Source organism: Catenulispora sp. EB89 (genome assembly GCF_041261445.1).
Lineage (GTDB): Bacteria > Actinomycetota > Actinomycetes > Streptomycetales > Catenulisporaceae > Catenulispora.
In genome coordinates this window covers 71,316-88,646 of sequence record NZ_JBGCCU010000006.1, presented here as the reverse complement: position 1 = coordinate 88,646, position 17,331 = coordinate 71,316, and the positions used below count along the sequence as shown (strand labels likewise).

The 17,331-nt window shown below is 70.0% G+C and carries 10 protein-coding genes; 6 read left to right on the top strand and 4 right to left on the bottom strand.

What is annotated here, in order from left to right:
- Positions 1–140 precede the first annotated feature (140 nt).
- A complete protein-coding gene (locus tag ABH920_RS15025; protein ID WP_370349579.1) occupies positions 141–815 on the top strand; it encodes a 1,4-alpha-glucan branching protein in 675 nt (224 codons plus the stop codon).
- A 3-nt stretch (positions 816–818) separates the two neighbouring features.
- Here the strand turns inward: ABH920_RS15025 and ABH920_RS15020 are convergent, their stop codons facing one another.
- Positions 819–1,523 (bottom strand): PIG-L deacetylase family protein, encoded by a 705-nt coding sequence (locus tag ABH920_RS15020; RefSeq protein ID WP_370349881.1) that lies wholly within the window; start codon positions 1,521–1,523, stop codon positions 819–821.
- A 367-nt stretch (positions 1,524–1,890) separates the two neighbouring features.
- On the opposite strand from ABH920_RS15020, the gene ABH920_RS15015 reads away from it, so the two are divergent.
- The 4 genes from ABH920_RS15015 (at position 1,891) to ABH920_RS15000 (ending at position 9,602) form a co-directional block, all read left to right on the top strand.
- Positions 1,891–2,991 (top strand): nitric oxide synthase oxygenase, encoded by a 1,101-nt coding sequence (locus tag ABH920_RS15015; RefSeq protein WP_370349577.1) that lies wholly within the window; start codon positions 1,891–1,893, stop codon positions 2,989–2,991.
- Complete coding sequence (gene glyA / locus ABH920_RS15010; RefSeq protein WP_370349576.1) at positions 2,991–4,466, top strand: serine hydroxymethyltransferase; 1,476 nt, start codon at positions 2,991–2,993, stop codon at positions 4,464–4,466. Before ABH920_RS15015 ends, glyA begins: the two co-directional genes overlap by 1 nt.
- A 52-nt stretch (positions 4,467–4,518) precedes the next feature.
- Positions 4,519–5,634 carry an NDMA-dependent alcohol dehydrogenase gene (locus ABH920_RS15005; protein WP_370349575.1) on the top strand — a complete coding sequence of 372 codons (1,116 nt, stop codon included), beginning with the start codon at positions 4,519–4,521 and terminating at the stop codon, positions 5,632–5,634.
- Positions 5,635–5,729: 95 nt separating this feature from the next.
- Entirely contained in the window at positions 5,730–9,602 is a 3,873-nt protein-coding gene (locus ABH920_RS15000; protein WP_370349574.1) for an amino acid adenylation domain-containing protein, read from the top strand.
- 79 nt (positions 9,603–9,681) lie between these two features.
- Here ABH920_RS15000 and ABH920_RS14995 read toward each other — a convergent pair whose 3' ends face one another.
- From ABH920_RS14995 to ABH920_RS14985, 3 genes are read right to left on the bottom strand one after another with little or no spacing between them, the layout of a single operon-like run.
- Positions 9,682–10,488: a thioesterase II family protein gene (locus ABH920_RS14995; protein ID WP_370349573.1), complete on the bottom strand. Its 807-nt coding sequence runs from the start codon at positions 10,486–10,488 to the stop codon at positions 9,682–9,684.
- A 24-nt stretch (positions 10,489–10,512) separates the two neighbouring features.
- Positions 10,513–12,327: an amino acid adenylation domain-containing protein gene (locus ABH920_RS14990; protein ID WP_370349572.1), complete on the bottom strand. Its 1,815-nt coding sequence runs from the start codon at positions 12,325–12,327 to the stop codon at positions 10,513–10,515.
- Entirely contained in the window at positions 12,324–13,337 is a 1,014-nt protein-coding gene (locus ABH920_RS14985; protein WP_370349571.1) for a TauD/TfdA family dioxygenase, read from the bottom strand. The genes ABH920_RS14990 and ABH920_RS14985 overlap by 4 nt, the downstream gene beginning before the upstream one ends.
- 810 nt (positions 13,338–14,147) lie before the next feature.
- Between ABH920_RS14985 and ABH920_RS14980 the strand changes: the two genes are divergently transcribed.
- Positions 14,148–17,315, top strand: a complete 3,168-nt coding sequence (locus tag ABH920_RS14980) for an amino acid adenylation domain-containing protein (RefSeq protein WP_370349570.1) — start codon at positions 14,148–14,150, stop codon at positions 17,313–17,315.
- The last annotated feature ends 16 nt before the right edge of the window (positions 17,316–17,331 follow it).

Sequence of the window (17,331 nt, the reverse complement as noted above, 5' to 3'; positions counted from 1 at the left end):
CTAAACAAGTACGGGTCCTGATTGCGGCGGCGCCCGCCCGCGCGGCCCGGGCGAAGCGTATGAGGCCACGTACATCAGGCTATTTAGGCGGCCGGTGGGATGTGGCATAGTGCGTTCCAACCGTATGGAAGGGGTGCGCCATGGCCGTCATCTATCACACCACGATCACACCTACCAAGGTCGAGTTGCTGGCCGGATGGCTGCCGGGCCGGCCGTGGTACGACGGGCCGGCTGAGCCTGAGCTGGCCGAGACCGGCGGGTTCCGGCTGGACGACCCGCAGGGCGAGGTCGGCATCGAGTTCATGGTCGTCACCGAGATCTCCGAGGGGCGCGAGCGCACTTATCTGACGCCCATGACCTACCGCGGCGACCGCCTGGAGGGGGCGGACCACGCGCTCATCGGCACGACCGAGCACGGTGTGCTCGGCAAGCGCTGGGTCTACGACGCGGCCGGCGACCCGGTCGCCGTGGCCGAGCTGGTCGCCCTGCTGGCCGGCCGCACCGAGGCCCAGATGCAGTCAGACAGCGACCGGGTCGACTCCGACGTCCGGGTGAGCTGGGACGGCCCCGGCCTGTCGGGCGCGGTCGACTCCTTCAGCACCTCCGACGATCCCGACGGTACGCAGGTGAGCGTCCGCTTCGTCGGCGCGCCGGCGGACGCGCCGCAGCACGCGGTGATCCGGCTGGCGCGTGCGCTGGAGGTCGGCGAGGGGCCGGCTGCCGACGGACGTGTCGTGGCGCACTGGCTGTCGCAGGACGGGGCGACAGCGCGCGGCTGCTTCCTCTGGGCTCGTCCGGACTCGCCGGCTTCCTGAGTTCTAGTCCATCGGATAGCGGCGGAAGCCGACCGCGTAGTCGCACCCGGCGCCCATGCCGACGTAGCCTGCCATGTCCCGGAGGAACCCGTCGGCGTCGAAGTCGCCGCCCAGGCCCTCCAGGTAGGCGCGATGCTCGCGCAGGGAGGCGATGCCGGCTTCGATGGTGCCGGTGACGTCGGCGAAGTAGTTCGGGTCGTCGACCGCCGCCACATAGGCGTCCTTGATGCCGGTCCAGGGCGGGCCGGCGTCGGGGAAGATCCACTCGTTGGCCGCGTCCCGGCAGGCGTCCAGGACGGCCAGTCCGACGGCGCGGTGGTCGGCGTGGTTGACCGGACCGTGCTCGCCCCAGGTCAGGTCGAAGCTGGTGGTGATCACCACGTCGGGGCGCGCCCGCCGCAACGCGGCGGCCAGATCGCGCCGCAGCGGCACCCCGTACTCCACGAGGCCGTCGGGATGCTCCAGGAACGACACCGTGTCCACGCCCACCAGCCGCGCGCTGCGGGTCTGCTCCTGTACCCGCAGCGGCCCGGTCTGGTCCGGGTGCAGGCCGGCGATGCCGGCCTCGCCCTTGGTGACCAGCAGGTAGTCGATCTTCTTTCCCTGGCCGGTCCACCGGGCGACGGCGGCGGCGACGCCGTATTCGAGATCGTCGGGGTGCGCGACCACCGCCACGGCGCGGTCCCAGTCCTCCGGCATCGGCTTCATCAGGCTCATCCATTCCCCGTTGGGCGCGTCGGCGGACAGGTCCTGCCGGCCTGCGAGGCCCGGCTTGCCAATGCCGGACTGCTTGCCAGCCGATCCATGGTCAGACTACAGTACCTACGGGCTCTGATCTCAGCCTGCTGTCAAATATCAGAACTCAAACTCGGTCCGGCAATCTTCGTATCCGCGCTGTATCTGAGGCGCTGTTCTGCCCGGGGACCCGTCAATTCGGTCGACGGGGGCTGGCAGCGTTCTTCGGCGGGCTCCAGGCAGGCGGTTCGGAGCCGACCGCTGGCTCACACGGGGAAGTGAATCTTCACATGGTCAATGACGTGCGGCATGAGTGTCTCCTCAAGCGGTTTGTGCGCGGATGAGGCTCAGTCAGGAAGCGGAAAAGTTCTATTCACTCCCTGAGCTGATCTCCCTGGTCTCAGCTGATCGGCTTCAGGCCGTCTCCCGCGACATCGCGGCCGCGGGCTGCTACACGCCGACCCCGGATGAGCTGCTGGCCGGGGCCAAGATCGCCTGGCGCAACCACGCCCGCTGCTCCGGCAGATACAGCTGGCGCAGCCTACAGCTCCTGGACGCCCGCTCGTGCGAGAGCCCCGAAGAGGTGGCCGAGGCGTGCTGGGATCATCTCAGAGTCTCCACCAACAACGGCCGGCTCAGGCCGGTGGTCACGGTGTTCAAGCCGCGCCTGGAGCCCGACAACCAGGTCCGGATCGCGAACGCGCAGCTCATCCGGTACGCGGGGTACAAGTCTGCGGACGGGCGGGTGACCGGTGACCCCGACCAGGTGGAGTTCACCCAGCGGGTCATGGACATGGGCTGGCGGGGAGCGGGGACCGAGTTCGACGTGCTGCCGCTGGTGATCTTCGTCGACGGCAAACCCCCGGTCCTGTTCGAGATCCCCCCTGAACACGTTCTGGAAGTGCCGATCATCCATCCGCGGTTCGACTGGTTCAAGGACCTCAACCTGCGCTGGCACGCCAATCCCGCCATCTCGAACATGTGCCTGGAGATCGGCGGCCTGCGGTACACCGCCGCACCGTTCAGCGGTTGGTACGTCGGCTCGGAGATAGGCGCGCGCAACCTCAGCGACGTGGGCCGGTACAACGTGCTCCCGCGGATCGCCGAGAAGATGGGGCTGGACACCCGGCGCAACGCCTCGCTCTGGCGCGATCGGGCGCTGCTGGAGTTGAACGAGGCCGTCCTGTTCAGCTACGCCGAGGCCGGTGTCTACGTCGTGGACCACCACACGGCGGCCGCGCAGTTCGTGGCGCACATCGAGCGAGAGACCGCGGCGGGCCGCGCCGTTCCCGCGGAGTGGTCGTGGATCAATCCGGCCATGTCGCCGAGCACGACTCCGACGTTCCACCGGACGTACGATCCTCCGGACTTCGACCTTCGGCCCAACTTCGTGAAACAGGACCCGCCTGAGCCCTGGTCGACCGACACGCAGGGACTGTGATGCCGGTTCTTCTTCTTGTGGCCGGCGCGGCCCTGGCCTTCTTGTCCCAGTACGCGGTGCGGACCTGGCGTGGCCGCTCCGCCGCGGACCGCCCCGTGGCTGCGCCCGCCGCACTCGAGGAGTCCAGCCGGGTGGTCCTCGGCATCGCGACACAGGGCGTGGCCAGGCTCTTCGAGGACGATCCGGAGCTGGCCAGGCAGATCGCGGCGGAGACCGCTCAACAGACTGATTCGCTGGCCCTGGTGGCCTACGCGAGCCTGGCCGACCCGAGCGTCCTGGCCGCCGCCGGGTCGGTGTTCTCCAACGTGACCGCGGAGGGCTATCCCGGACGGCGTTTCCACCCGGGTGCCGAGCACTTCGACGCGGTCGAGAGGATCGCCGTCGACCGGGCGAAGTCCCTCTTCCACGCCCGGTACGCGAACGTCCAGCCGCACTCCTGCACCTCGGCGAACCTCGCCGTGCTGTTCACCCTGCTCAAGGCCGGGGACACGTTGCTGGGCCTGGATCTGGACTCCGGCGGCCACCTGACGCACGGATCCCGGGCGTCGGTCACCGGAAACCTGTTCAACGCCGTGCCCTACTCCGTGGACAAGGCCGGCCTGATCGACTACGACCAGGTCGAGGACCTGGCCCGGAAGCACCGGCCGAAGCTCATCATCGCCGGCGCCAGCGCCTATCCCCGGATCATCGACTACGAGCGGATGCGCGCGATCGCCGACGAGTTCGGCGCCTACCTGCTCGCCGACATCTCCCACATCGCCGGCCTCGTCGCCGGCGGCGTGCTGCCGAGCCCGGTGGACGTCGCCCACGTGACGACGACCAGCACCTACAAGCAGCTGGGCGGACCACGCGGCGGCCTGATCCTGATGGGCGCCGACGGCGATGTGCCGGCCGCCGACGGGGCGCCCTTTCCCGACGCCCTCGACCGTGCTGTCTTCCCCCGGTCGCAGGGGACGCCGAATGCCGCCGCGATCGCCGCGAAGGCGCGGGCGTTCGAACTGGCGGGGCGCGAGGATTTCAAGCGCACGGCCCGGCTGATAGCCGAGGACGCGGCCGCGCTGGCGAGCGCCCTCGACGACCGCGGATTCACGGTCCTGACCGGCGGCACGGACACCCACATGGTCCTGGTCGACGTCTCGGCGTCCGGTCTCACCGGCGTCGTCGCCGAGCGGGCCCTGCAGGAGTGCGGGATCCTGGCGAACCGCAATCGCACGCCCGGCGACACGCGTCCGCCGCTCATCGCCAGCGGCCTGCGGTTCGGCACCAACATTCCGGCCCAGCGCGGCATGACCGCCGACCAGATGTCGGAGTGCGCGCGACTGGTCAGCCAGGTCCTGTCCTGCGTGCAGCAGGACGGGGCCGACACGTACTCCCTGCCGTCGCCGGTACGGCAGAGCGTGCGTGCGGAGGTCGCGCGGCTTTGTGCGGCCTTTCCGTTCCGGGCGTACGCGTTCGACGGCCAGAGCCCGCTCTAGTCCTCCCCGACTCACATCCCCCAACGCCACTTCGTCTGGAGGTTCGCCACCGATGATCACCGCTCGCGCAGCGCTGCTTTACGGGCCCGGTCAGGACTACGTCATCGACACCATCGAGCTCGACGAGCCGGGCCCCGGCGAGGTGCTGATCGAGATGCGGGCCTGCGGGCTGTGCCACTCCGACGAGCACGTGCGGACCGGGAACCTGCCGCTCCCGAACTACCCGGTGATCAACGGCCACGAGGGCGCGGGCGAGGTCGTGGAGGTGGGGGAGGGCGTCACGTCGGTGACGCCCGGCGACCACGTCGCGATGTCGTACATCCCGTCCTGCGGATCGTGCGGGCCGTGCCGGGTCGGCATGGGGTTCCTGTGCGACCAGGGCGCGAGGCTCTTCGACATCGGGATGATCACCGACGGCCGGGTGGCGCACCGGGTCAAGGACCAGCCGGTCGCGCGGTTCTCGCAGCTCGGCGCCTTCGCCGAACGGCAGGTCCTGGCCGAGTCCTCGGTCGTCAAGGTGGACTCCGACATCCCGTGGCCGGCGGTGGCGCTGGTCTCCTGCGGGGTGGCCACGGGGTTCGGCTCGGCGGTCAACCGCGCCGGGGTGCGTCCCGGCGACACGGTCGCCGTCCTGGGCATCGGCGGGGTCGGCGCCAGCGCGATCCAGGGCGCGCGGGTGGCGGGGGCCCGCCGGATCATCGCCGTGGACCCGGTGGAGTTCAAGCGCGAGCAGGCGCTGCGCTTCGGCGCCACGCATGTCTTCGCCTCGCTCGACGAGGCCATCACCGGAGTCGGCGCGCTGACCTGGGGTCAGATGTGCGACTCCGTCATCTGCACCTTCGGCGTGATGCTGGGCGAGCTGCTCGAGCCGGCCCTCACGCTGACGGCCAAGGGCGGCACCTGCGTCGTCACCGCCGTGGCCCCGCCCGCCCAGAAGCAGGTCGACCTCAACCTGTTCGTGCTGGCCATGGAGAACAAGGAGATCAAGGGCTGCCTCTACGGGTCGGAAAGCCCTCGCACCCAGATTCCCCGGCTGCTGAACATGTATCGCGACGGCATCCTCAAGCTGGATGAACTGATCACCAAGACGTACACCCTCGATCAGGTCAGCCAGGGCTACGCCGACATGGAGGCCGGCCGCATCCTGCGCGGCGTCATCACCTTCTGACCCGATCCGCCATCACAGGAATCGCCCGTCCACCGACGGCGAGGAAGGACCCGGAACCCGTGCCCGACCTGAGTGACGAAGCCAGTGAGCCGTCCATGACGATCCCGAGTCTGCCCGGCTTCGGCCCCCTCGACGAGCCGCCGCCGACTGCCGCCCACGCCCACGGCGTGCAGTCCGTCGGCACGAGACTGGACGCCGACCTGGTGGCCGGTCTGCGCGCCTGGGCCGGCGCGGGCCCGGTCACGGTGCGGCGCCTGGTGCTTGCCGCCCTCGCCTGCGTCACGGCGCGCTACGGCGACTGCTCCACCGAGGTGCGGATCTCGGTCGCGATGGACGCCGGGGCCGAGGAGTCCCGGCGGCGCACCATAGCGCTGCGACCGGATGCCGACATGTCCTTCGCGGACCTCGTACACGGCGTGGACGAGGCGTTGTCCTCCGGCGAGACGGCCGCGGGAGCCTCCTCGACGGGATTCGGGGCCGGCCCGGCACAGGCGAAGCCGCCTTATGCGCTCGCTGAAGGACTCGCTTACGACCTCTGTCTGACTGACGACGGCGGTGACGACGGTGACGACGGCGGCGTCGAGCTCGGGGTCCGGTACCGCGCGGACCTGGTCAGCGCCGACGCCGTGTCCGCACTGCTCGGGCACATCGTCACCGTGCTGACGGCGGCAGCGGCCGACCACGGCGGCACCCGGCTGAGCCGGCTGCCCCTGCTGACCGCCGCCGAAGAGCAGCGCATGCTCGTCGAGTGGAACCAGACCGCGGTGGAGTGGGACGGCGACGCGTGCCTGCACGAGCTGTTCGCCCAGATCGCGGCGGCCTCCCCGGACCAGCCTGCGGTGATCTACCAGGACCGCCCGCACAGCTACGGAGAGATAGACCAGGCCGCCAACAGGCTCGCCAACCACCTGCGCGCGATGGGGGTCGGGCGCGGCAAGCGCGTCGCGGTGTGCCTGGACTGTGGTCCCAGCTTCCTGACCGCGATCATGGGCGTCCTCAAGACGGGCGCCGCCTACGTGCCGTTCGATCCGCGCTACCCGGCCGGCCGCCTTGAGTACATGGCCGAGAACGCCGAATGCTGCGTGCTGATCAGCGAGACCGAGTTCCGCTCGGCGGTGCCGAACCAGGAGATACCCGTCGTCCTGCTGGACCGTGACGCCGCCCAGATCGCGCAGTCCTCCTCCGACTGCCCGGACGTGGGCAGCCGGCCCGACGACCTGTGCTACGTGATCTACACGTCCGGCTCGACCGGTCAGTCCAAGGGCATCGCCCTGCGGCATCGCGGCGTCGTCAACAACCTTCTGGACCTGCGCACCCGCTTCGGCATCGGAGACGGGGACCGGCTGCTCGCGCTGTCCTCGATCAGCTTCGACATGTCCGTCTTCGAGTTCATCGGGATGACGATCTCGGGCGGGACCGTCATCGCCCCGGCGACCTCCCAGGCCCAGGACCCCAGCCAATGGGACGCGCTGATCACCAAGTACTCGATCACGGTGTGGAACTCGGCACCGGCGCTTCTGGAGGCCTACCTCGCGCACCTGGAAGTGGGCGTCACCGCGACGCGTCCGCTGCGACTGGTCCTGTTGGGCGGGGACTGGGTCAACCCCGAGACGCCCGACCGGCTCCGCAAGTTCGCTCCGGACGTGCGGGTGATCGTGATGGGCGGGGCCACCGAGGCGTCCATCCACACGACGCTGACCGAGGCGGGCTCACCGCTGCCGGGCTGGAACAGCATCCCCTACGGGCGTCCGATGGCCAACCAGCGGGTCTACATCCTCGACGGCTCGCGTGCCCCGGTTCCGATGGGGATCTCCGGAGAGCTGCACCTGGCCGGTGTCGGGCTCGCCGAGGGCTACATCGGGCGTCCGGAAGAGACGGCCGACAGGTTCTTCTCCTGGTCGCACGGGCCTGTCTCGGAACGGCTGTACCGCACCGGAGACCTGGCCAGGTTCCGGCCGGACGGACAGGTGGAGCTGCTCGGCCGACTGGACTTCCAGGTCAAGATCCGCGGACTGCGGATCGAGCTCGGCGAGATCGAGGCGACGCTGCGCCGGCAGCCGGGCGTGCGGGACGCCGTCGTGGTCGTGGCCCGGCGGGCCGGGGGCGAGGACGAGCTGGTCGGCTACGTCATCGCCGACGAGGACGACGGTGGGGACGACGGCGGGGACCTCGACCTGGACCTGCTGACTTCGCGGATCGCCCACACCCTGCCGGCCCACATGCTGCCGCGCCTGGTGCAGCTCGCCGAGCTTCCGCTCAACCCGAACGGAAAGGTCGACCGCGGTCGCCTGTCGGCCCTGCCGTCGGCGCCGTCCCGCACCCTGGCTCAGGGTACTGAGCCGGCCACGAAGGTGCAGCGGGAGCTGGCCGAGGTGTGGTGCGAGGTCCTCGGCGTCCCCCGGGTCGTGCTCGAGGACAAGTTCTTCGACCTGGGCGGCCGATCGCTGCGGGCCATGATGGTCGCCTCCCGGATCCGGACCCGGCTCGGCGTCGAGATCGCGCCGAGCGCGGTGCTCGGCGGGGCCACTCTGGCCGAACTGGCGACCGCGGTCGAGGCGGCCTCGGCCCGAGGCGCCGTGAGTCAGGACGCGTTCCTGCCGCACACCACGGAGGCCTTCGGTCCGCTCTCGTTCGCCCAGGAACCCGCCTGGGCGCTGGAACGGACCGCCGCCGGCACGGCTGTCGGCAACATCGCGCTGTCGATGACCTGGTACGAGGAACTCGACCAGCAGGCGTTGCGGCGTGCCCTGAACCGCCTGATCGCCCGGCACGAGGTGCTGCGGACGAGTTTCTCCGAGGTGGCGGGGCGTCCCTGGCAGCGGGTCGGCGAACCCTGGGAGATCGACCTGGAATTCCATGACGCGGGCGATGCCGTTCCCGGTTCGGGCCGGGCTCTGGACGCCGCGGTCCGGCGGGCGTCGGCCGAACCCCTCGACGTGGAGCGCGGCCGCCTGGTCAGGGTGCACCTCGTCAGCGATCCGCACAGCCCTGGGAACGGCCGCACCGCGAAAGCCAGCGGGGCACTGGTCCTGGTCTTCCATCAGATCGCCTGTGACACCTGGACACTGAGCATCCTGCTGCGCGAACTCGGGATCTTCTACCAGGCCGAGACCGAGCCGGACGGGCAGGCCGGCGCCGACGTCCGGGAGCTGCCTTCGCGGTACCTGGACTACGTCCTCTGGCAGCGCGCGCATGCCCATGACGGGTCAATGGACTGTGACACGGACTACTGGCGCGAGCGGCTGGCGGGCGCCCCCGCGACCATGGAGTTCGCCACCGCGCGCGAGCGCGAGGGCAAGCGGACCTATCAGAGCGGCCGGTACTCCTTCACCTGGGACCGTAGGCTGCGCGACCGCCTCTCCGAGATCGCGAAGCGGGGGAGCGCGTCCCTGCCGACGACGCTGTTGGTGGGCCTGTCGGTTCTCCTCTCTCAGTCGACGGGACTGACAGACCTCGTCATCGGAACGCCCGCCACCCTGCGGACCAACCCGAGCCTCGAGCCCATCGCCGGCCTGTTCTCCAACACGGTCCCGATCCGGCTTGACCTGAGCGCGGACCCCGATTTCCACGAACTGATGGGCCGGGTCCGCGACGAGGTCGACGCGGCGTCCGCTCATCAGAACCTGTCCTTCGGGCGGCTGATGGGCGAGCTGGACACCGGGCGGACCAAGGGATCGACACCCGTGCCCGGCATCCAGGTGATGTTCCGGTTCGACGACGCCCCGCTGCGCTCGCTGCGGCTCGGCGGACCGCCCGTCCAGCCCCGGCCGGCCGACACCGGCTCGACCCCCTTCGATCTGTCCGTGACCTTTGCGCCCTCTCCGGGTGGGCTGGCAGGTGTGATCGAGTACAGCGCCGACATCTTCGACGAGGCCGCGGCCCGGGCGATCGCGAACCGGCTCCGGCTGCTGATGGAGACCGTGGCCCGTGATGATTCGGTCCGTCCGCTGAGCGTGCCGGTGGGCTAGACGGCGGAGGCGCAGAGCGGCATCAGCTCTGCGCCTCCGTAGCGCATGGAAAGCACCCGGTCGTCGCCTGCTGCCGACGTCAGCCGTCGGCGTCAGCGGCGTTGGCGGCGTTGGCGGCGGTAGCGTCGTCGGCGGCGAGCGTGGCGACGAAAGCCGGCAGCCGACGCCAGATCTCGGGCGTGTAGAAATGGCCGCCGGGAAGCACATCGTGCCTGAACGCGCCTCGTGCCAGGGCTTCCCAGCGCTTTCCCGCGTCCGCCTCGATGGTGGTGTCCTCCGACCCCGTCAGCACGTGCAGCGGGGTCCGGATCCGGGTGCCCGCGGTGTAGTGGAAGGTGTCACGGACCTTGATGTCGGCGCGCATGAGCTCGACCGCCATTTCCACTAGATCGGGGTCCTCCAGGGCGTAGTCGGGGATGAGTCCGTAGGTGCGCATCCATTCAAGGAGCTGCTGATCGGTCTCCTGTTGGGCGGGGAACATGTCCCGGGACCTCAGTCCGGCGCTCGGCGCGTTCGCCGACGAGACGAGCAAAAACTCTGGCGGTCTGCTCCCGGCCTGCTCGACCCTCGCCGTGACATCGAACGCCATCCACGCGCCCATGCTGTGGCCGAAGAGAACGTAGGGGCCCTCGGCCGCGACGGCGAGCACTGCCTGTGTCGTGTCGTCCGCGAGTGCGTCCCAGTCGGTGGCGAATTCCTCGGAGTGCCGGCCCTCCCGGCCGGGGTAGCAGATGGTGGCCAGTTCGACGCCCGGCGGCAGTACGTCGAGCCACGCGTGGAAGGCGCCGCTGCCGCCGCCGCAGAAACCCAGGCAGGCCAGTGTGCGCGCCGGGTTCGGCAGTCGGCGCTGCTTGACGACGGTCGTGTCCTGGCGGGAAGAAGACATGAGTGATTCCCTTCGCGTCAGCGGTCAGCGGTCGGCGGTCTCGGTCGTCCCGTCCTCGCGGCGGGCGGCCTCGAGGTAGTCGGCCAGGTCGCGCAGTCTCGGGTGCTGATACACCGTTCTGGTCCGTACTGACAGGCCCAGGTCCTTCTTCAGCCGGGCGACCACACGCAGTGCGACCATCGAGTGGCCGCCGAGGGCGAAGAAGTCGTCGTCCGCGCTGATCCGGTCCAGCCCCAGGACCTCCGACCAGACGCTCGCGATCAGTTCCTCGAAGACCCCCGTGGGGGCGTCGGACCCGCCGGCCCCGTCCCCGGCCCCGTCCCCGTCCGTGGCACCGTCCGCGGTCGGCGCCGGCAGCCGTGCACGGTCGACCTTGCCGTTGACCGTCAGCGGCACGGCCTCCAGCGGCATGAAGAACACCGGCACCATGAACTCGGGCAGTCGCGCTCGGCAGTGCTCGCGCAACGCGGCGGCCGGCACCGGATCCGCCGCGACGTAGTACCCCGCCAGCTGCCCGTCGGAGGCCACATCGGCGCGGATCGCAACCACCGCGGCCCTCACACCCGGGTACGCGGCGATCGCCGCCTCGACCTCGCCCAGCTCGATCCGGTAGCCGCGGACCTTCACCTGGCCGTCGGCGCGGCCCAGGAACTCCAGCGTGCCGTCCGGGCGCCGGCGGACCTGGTCGCCGGTCCGGTACAGGCGGGCACCGTTGGCGGCGAACGGGTCGGCGACGAACCGCGCCGCGGTCAGCGCCGGACCGGCGACGTAGCCGCGGGCCAGTCCGGTCCCGCCGATGTAGAGCTCTCCCGCCTCGCCCGGTTCGGTGACGGGCGTCAGATCAGGACGCAGGACATGGATGCGCGCGCCCGGCAGGGCATCGCCGATGTGCGCGGAGCCGCCGGAGATCCAGGCGGCGGTGGAGTCGACCGTGCACTCGGTGGGACCGTAGAGATTGGCCGCTTCCAGCAGCCCGTCCGCCACCGCTGTGCTGACTTCCTGCCACGTCCGCTCCGGGACGGGCTCGCCGCCCATGAACAGCCGGACGGGCCGGCCCGGTGCGAGCAGGCAGGTCCTCAGCAGCTGCCAGTGCGAGGGCGTGAGGTCGAGATCGTCGATCCCGTACTCGTCGATCGCGGCGCGCAGGCGCTCGGGATCGGTGCGCTCCTCCTCGCTGAGGACGACGATCGTGTCGCCCCGGCACACTCGCGCCCACTGCTGGACCGAGGCGTCGAACGACACGCTGGCGTTCCAGCCGACGACACGCGGCTCGGCGGCGTACAGCCCGGCCGACTCCAGCGAGGCGATCAGGCCTGCCACACCGCCGCGGGTCACCTCGACCCCGTTGGGATCGCCGGTGGAGCCGGAGGTGTAGATCACGTATGCCGCGTCGAGCGCGGACACCCGGCCGGCCGCGGCCGGCGGGCTGGGGTCCGGCTCGCTGGGATCGACCACCGCTACCCCGGGGAGCCGCGTCCTGTCGTTGTTGCCGTTGCCCTCGGCCAGCAGCACTCTGACACCGGCCTGTGTAGCCATGTGCTCCCGCCGCCGCGCCGGGTACGCGGGATCCAGCGGCACGTAGGCGGCGCCGGCCCGCCAGACCGCGAGCAGGGCGACGACCAGGCCGGGACCGCGGTCCAGGCTGACTCCGACCCGGTCTCCGACGCCGACGCCGACCCCCGCCAGCCGGCTCGCCAGCCGCGCGGTCCTGTCATCGAGCTCTGCGAAGGTCAGGGTCCGCGCCCCGGCCCGGACGGCTGTCCGGTCCGGCGCCTGCGCGGCCGTGCGGGCGAACCGCTCCACCGGATCGGCGGCACTCGCGTTCGGGGTGCCCGTCACGACCAGGCACCCTTCGCGGGCGGAACGGTCGGCCGGCACGCGGTCAGCTCGACCGGCTCGCCCATGGCCACCACGATCCTGCGGTCACCATGGAACGGATCCCGGCCGTGCGCCGTCAGGATGTTGTCGACCAACAGCAAGTCGCCCGGATTCCAGGGCTGGCGAACCGTCGCGGCGTCGTACGCGCCCTGGATTTCCATCAGGTCCTCACGTGTCAGAGGGCTGCCGTCGCCGAACTCGGTGCTGAACGGGAGCCCGTCGCGGCCGAACTCGTCGACCAGCGCCTCGCGCACTTCTTCGTCGAGCGCCCACTCGTTCCAGAAGAGCTGGTGGTTGAACCAGACCTGTTCGCCGCTCACCGGATGCCTGATGATGCCGGGCCGCACCTGGCTGGTGCGGAGCGTGCCGTCGTCGCGCCAGCCGTGCGCTATCAGGTTCCTGTCACAATACTCCGCCACGTCGGCCGGGTCGTCGGTGGCGAACGCGGTCTGCCAGCTCGTGGAGACGTACTCGGAGAAGCTGCGGTTCAGCCGCCAGCCGGACTTCCGCATCCTCTCCGCCAGAGGCGACGGCACCGCGGGCAGTACCCGGCGGCAGTCGGCCACCGGGGTCGCGCCGCCCTCGGCGGGTGCCGTCAGGCAGCCGAAGAGCAACAGCCCGGGAAAGGTCAGCGTGTAGCTGTTCTCGTTGTGCATCCGGATGGCTTGCGACGGCGGCAGGTCGGTGGAGGAGTAGACGTCGTGGCCGAAGGCGGTGCGCGGCGTGGCCTTCTCCCGGTACGGCGTGCGCTCCGGGATCAGCTCGTCGCGCATGGCCGCGAAGTCCTGGAGGCTCCGGATCGGCAGGCCGCGCAGATACAGGGCACCGTGCTCCAGGAGCGCGGCCCTGATGCCCGGCAGGGCCGCTCGTACCCACTCACCGGCTCCGCCGATGTCCGTGATCCCCGGTACCTGAAGCGTTGCGGGTCTGCCGGCGACCACCTGACAGTCGATCTCTGAGGAATTGGCCATGCTCGGACTCCCTCCAGAACCGCCGCCCCGTATCAGGCGGTCGCGCGGCGGATGTCACCTCCGGCGACGTCGTGTCGCAGGATCCTGTGTCAAACCCCTCATACACGATTCAGAGAACTGTGAAACCATCCCGTTAATGCTTGCCCTGCTCGTCGGGCGTGAGATAGCGTACTACTCAGACACACGGGGGTGATGTCAAAGTTCGTATACATACCTCCCGTCTAGGACGTGGTCCGCCTCCTCGGCGTCGACGGTGAGGCAGGGCCGATGTGTGGTTGCCGCTGCGGGGCGTGCCCCCGGGTGAAGTGCTGATCACTGACTGGCCGCTTGATGCCCGGTCAGGCCCGCACCAGGCCTGTTCCGGACGGGGAACTCGAGGAGGACTTCGCAGCGTGCTCGACATGGCTGAGGGTCGCGTCAGTGGCTTGCGCAAGCTCGTGGATCGAGCCGAACGTCCGATTCGTCCGTCGATCTCGACCCTCCGCGTCGTGCGCGTGACGGAAACCCGCCACGGCTGTCCGGGCCGGTACAGCAGCCATCACACGCCCGGGACCTGCCGGGCTTCCAGAAGCAGAGCCCCCTTCGGGGCCGCGTAGAACACCTCATACGCGTACCGTCCCTGACCTACCCGATATTCCCACCTCGCCGTTGACGATCGGTACGCGTCGCGGTCGAGACGACCAGCGAGCGTCGGCGCGGCGCGCCTTCACCCGCCGGAGAAACCAAAACCTTTGAGTGCAGTGCGGTCACGGCAGTATCGCGACTCTCGGCTTCATGGCCACATACGAGGAACCGAACTGGAGTGCAGGTATGACCACATCGCCAGACCCTGACAAGGGCGTGCCTCTGTCCTTCGTCCAGGAACAGATCTGGTTCCTCGAGAAGCTCAACCCCGGGGCGATGGCGTACCACGTCATTACAGCTGTCCGACTCCGCGGACCGCTTCGTGTCGACGTTCTGCAAGACTGCCTGACGCGACTTGTGGCCCGGCACGACGCGCTGCGGATGACGTTCCACTCGATCGACGGGGTGCCCTTCCAGGTGACGCAGCCGCCGGCGCCGGTCGAGCTCGAGGTGCTCGCGCTCGGCGGGTCCGCCGAGCAGGAGCAGCTGCGGCTGTGCCAGGAGAAGGTGCGCCGGCTGGCCGGTGTCCCGTTCGACCTGGAGCACGGGCCCGTGTACCGGTACCAGCTGCTCAAGCTGGCCGACGACGACCACGTCTTCGTGCAGATCGTGCACCACATCGCGACCGACGGCTGGTCGGACGAGGTGATGACGCGCGAGCTCGGCCTGATGTACGCGGCGCTGCTGGAAGGGCGCGAGCCCGACCTCGATAAGCCGGCGCCGTCCTACGTCCAATACGCGACCCGGCAGCGGGCGCGGATGAGCGGCGAGCGGCTCGACGAGGAACTCACCTGGTGGACGGAGCGGCTGACCGGCCTGCCGGCGCTGGAGTTCCCCGAGGACCGGCCTTGGCGGGAGGGGCCGAGCCGCGGTGAGGCCACGGTCGCCAAGCCCTTCCCGGACGAGTTGCTCTCGCGGGCGCGGCGCCTGGCCGAGGAGCACGGCGCCTCGCTGTACATGGTTTTGGTGTCCGCGCTGAACGTCGTGCTGAGCCGGTACACGGGCCAGGACGACCTTCCGGTGGGCGTGCCCATGCCCAACCGGACGGACGAGGAGGCTGAGCGTGCCGTCGGCTGCTTCGTCAACATGGTCGTCCTGCGTACCGACCTGTCCGGCGACCCCGCCTTCAGCGCCTTGCTGGAGCGGGTGGCGGACGCCAACATGGATCTGTACGAGCATCAGGAAGTCCCGCTGAGCCTTATCGTGGACAAGCTCCAGCCGGTCCGTGCGGCTGGTAAGAACCCGCTGTTCCAGATAGAGGCCCAGCTGCTGCGGGCGGCGGATTCCGGCGCCGGTCTCGATCTGCCGGGCCTGATCTGTACGCCGGTCCCCATGCCCGCGACGGGGTTGGCCTTCGACATGGTGATCGAGTTCATCGAGGACGGCGATCACCTGACGGCCCGCGTCGAATACTCCCGCGACCTGTTCGACGAGTGGCGGATCAGCGCGTTGCTCGATCACCTCGAGGTCGTGCTGGCCGCGGCGGTGGACCGGCCGTCCCTGAGGGTCTCCCAGATGCCCCTGCTGACGCGCAGGGAGCAGGACGAGCTGCTCGGCCTGGGCAACGGCGGGCACGCCGAATACTCGGCCGACCCCTTGTACGCGAGCGTGGACCGGGTCGCGCAGGCCCGGCCGGACGCGGTCGCCGTGGTCTGCGGTGGCGCCGAGCTGAGCTACGGCGAACTGAGCCGGCGCAGCGACCACCTGGCGCGGTACCTGCGGGCACTCGGGGCCGAGCCCGGACAGGTCGTGGCCATCGTGCTGGACCGTCGGATCGACGCGTTCGTGGCGATGGTCGGGGTGCTGAAGGCCGGCTGCGCCTACACGGTGATGGACCCGAAGCTGCCGGCCGCCAGGGTCGGCTTGATGATCCGCGACGCGGCCGCTCCCGTGGTCCTCACCAGTTCGGCGTTCGCGGACTCCCTCGACGAGCCGGCGGACCGGGCCGTCGTCCTGCTGGACGCCGACTGGCAGAAGATCGAGGCCGAGGCCGACGGCGCGCCGCTGCCGGAGGCGGCCCCGGATTCGCTTGCCTACGTCATCTACACATCGGGCTCGACCGGCGTGCCGAAGGGCGTGCTGATCGAACACCGGGGGATGTCGCTGTTCCGCGAGGCGTTCCGCGATTCGTTCGGGTTCCAGGCCTCTGACCGTCTGCTCCAGCTGCCCGCGCTCACCTTCGACCAGTCGCAGGGCGAGATGTGGACGGCATTCCTGGTCGGCGCGACGGTGGTCGCGGTGCACGCCGATGACCTGGACTCCATAGGCGCGCTCAGTACCCTGATGCGCGAGCAGCGGGTCACCTATGCGGCGCTGCCGCTGGCCATGCAGTCGCTGCTCGATCCGGACTCGCTCCCGGATCTGAAGTACATCGTGGGCGGAGCCGAAGGGCTCGATCCGGCTCTGGTCAACAAGTGGAACCTGCCGGGGCGGACCTTCCTCAACTTGTACGGGCCGACGGAATGCGCGGTCGCGCAGACGGAATACAAGGTGGACCACGTCGAGTGGCGGACGTCGCCGCCGATCGGCCGTCCGCATCCGAACCGGCGGGTGTACGTCGTCGACCGGTGGGACAACCTGGTCCCCAAGGGTGTCAACGGCGAACTGCTCATCGGCGGGGACCAGGGCGGACTGGCCCGGGGCTATCTCAACCAGCCTGAGGCGACCGCGCAGAAGTTCGTCGCCGATCCATTCAACCCCCCTGGCAAGGTCTACCGCAGCGGCGACCTGGTTCGCTGGAACGCCGCCGGCCAGATCGACTTCCTGGGCCGGATGGACAACCAGGTGAAGCTGCGCGGGCTGCGTATCGAACTCGGCGAGATCGAGCTCGCGCTGCAGTCCCATCCCGGCGTCCGGCGCGCCATTGTCCTGATGCGTCCGGACAGCCACGGCGAGAACCGGCTGATCGCCTATCTCACGTCCGTGGGCGAGCCGCCGGCGGCCGCGGAGTTGCGTCGGCACTTGGGGGATTCGCTGCCGGACTACATGGTGCCGAGCGCATGGGTGTTCTTGGACGAGTTCCCCATGAACGAGGACGGCTGGAAAGTCGACCACAAAGCGCTGCCCTCGCCCGCCGACACCGCCGAGGGCGGCGCCGCCCCGTCCTCCCCGGCGACGCCGATGGAGGAACAGGTCGCACGCTGCTTCGCCGAGGTTCTGGACGTCGGGCAGATCGAGCCCGGGGGCGGCTTCTTCGACAGCGGCGGGAACTCGCTGCAGGCGATGCGGATGGTGGACCGACTCAGCAAGACGTTCGGCGTCAAGGTGGGCATCCAGGAGCTGTTCGGCAATCAGACCGTGGCCGGACTCGCCGCCGCGATCGAGGAGTTGATCAGGGCTCGATCTGACGCCTGACCAGCGCCGAGCCCCC

Bases quoted from the DNA above. Each gene is read 5' to 3' on its own strand.
- ABH920_RS15025 (WP_370349579.1), top strand. From the start codon at position 141: ATGGCCGTCATCTATCACACCACGATCACACCTACCAAGGTCGAGTTG.
- ABH920_RS15020 (WP_370349881.1), bottom strand. From the start codon at position 1,523: ATGAAGCCGATGCCGGAGGACTGGGACCGCGCCGTGGCGGTGGTCGCG.
- ABH920_RS15015 (WP_370349577.1), top strand. From the start codon at position 1,891: ATGAGGCTCAGTCAGGAAGCGGAAAAGTTCTATTCACTCCCTGAGCTG.
- glyA (WP_370349576.1), top strand. From the start codon at position 2,991: ATGCCGGTTCTTCTTCTTGTGGCCGGCGCGGCCCTGGCCTTCTTGTCC.
- ABH920_RS15005 (WP_370349575.1), top strand. From the start codon at position 4,519: ATGATCACCGCTCGCGCAGCGCTGCTTTACGGGCCCGGTCAGGACTAC.
- ABH920_RS15000 (WP_370349574.1), top strand. From the start codon at position 5,730: ATGACGATCCCGAGTCTGCCCGGCTTCGGCCCCCTCGACGAGCCGCCG.
- ABH920_RS14995 (WP_370349573.1), bottom strand. From the start codon at position 10,488: ATGTCTTCTTCCCGCCAGGACACGACCGTCGTCAAGCAGCGCCGACTG.
- ABH920_RS14985 (WP_370349571.1), bottom strand. From the start codon at position 13,337: ATGGCCAATTCCTCAGAGATCGACTGTCAGGTGGTCGCCGGCAGACCC.
- ABH920_RS14980 (WP_370349570.1), top strand. From the start codon at position 14,148: ATGACCACATCGCCAGACCCTGACAAGGGCGTGCCTCTGTCCTTCGTC.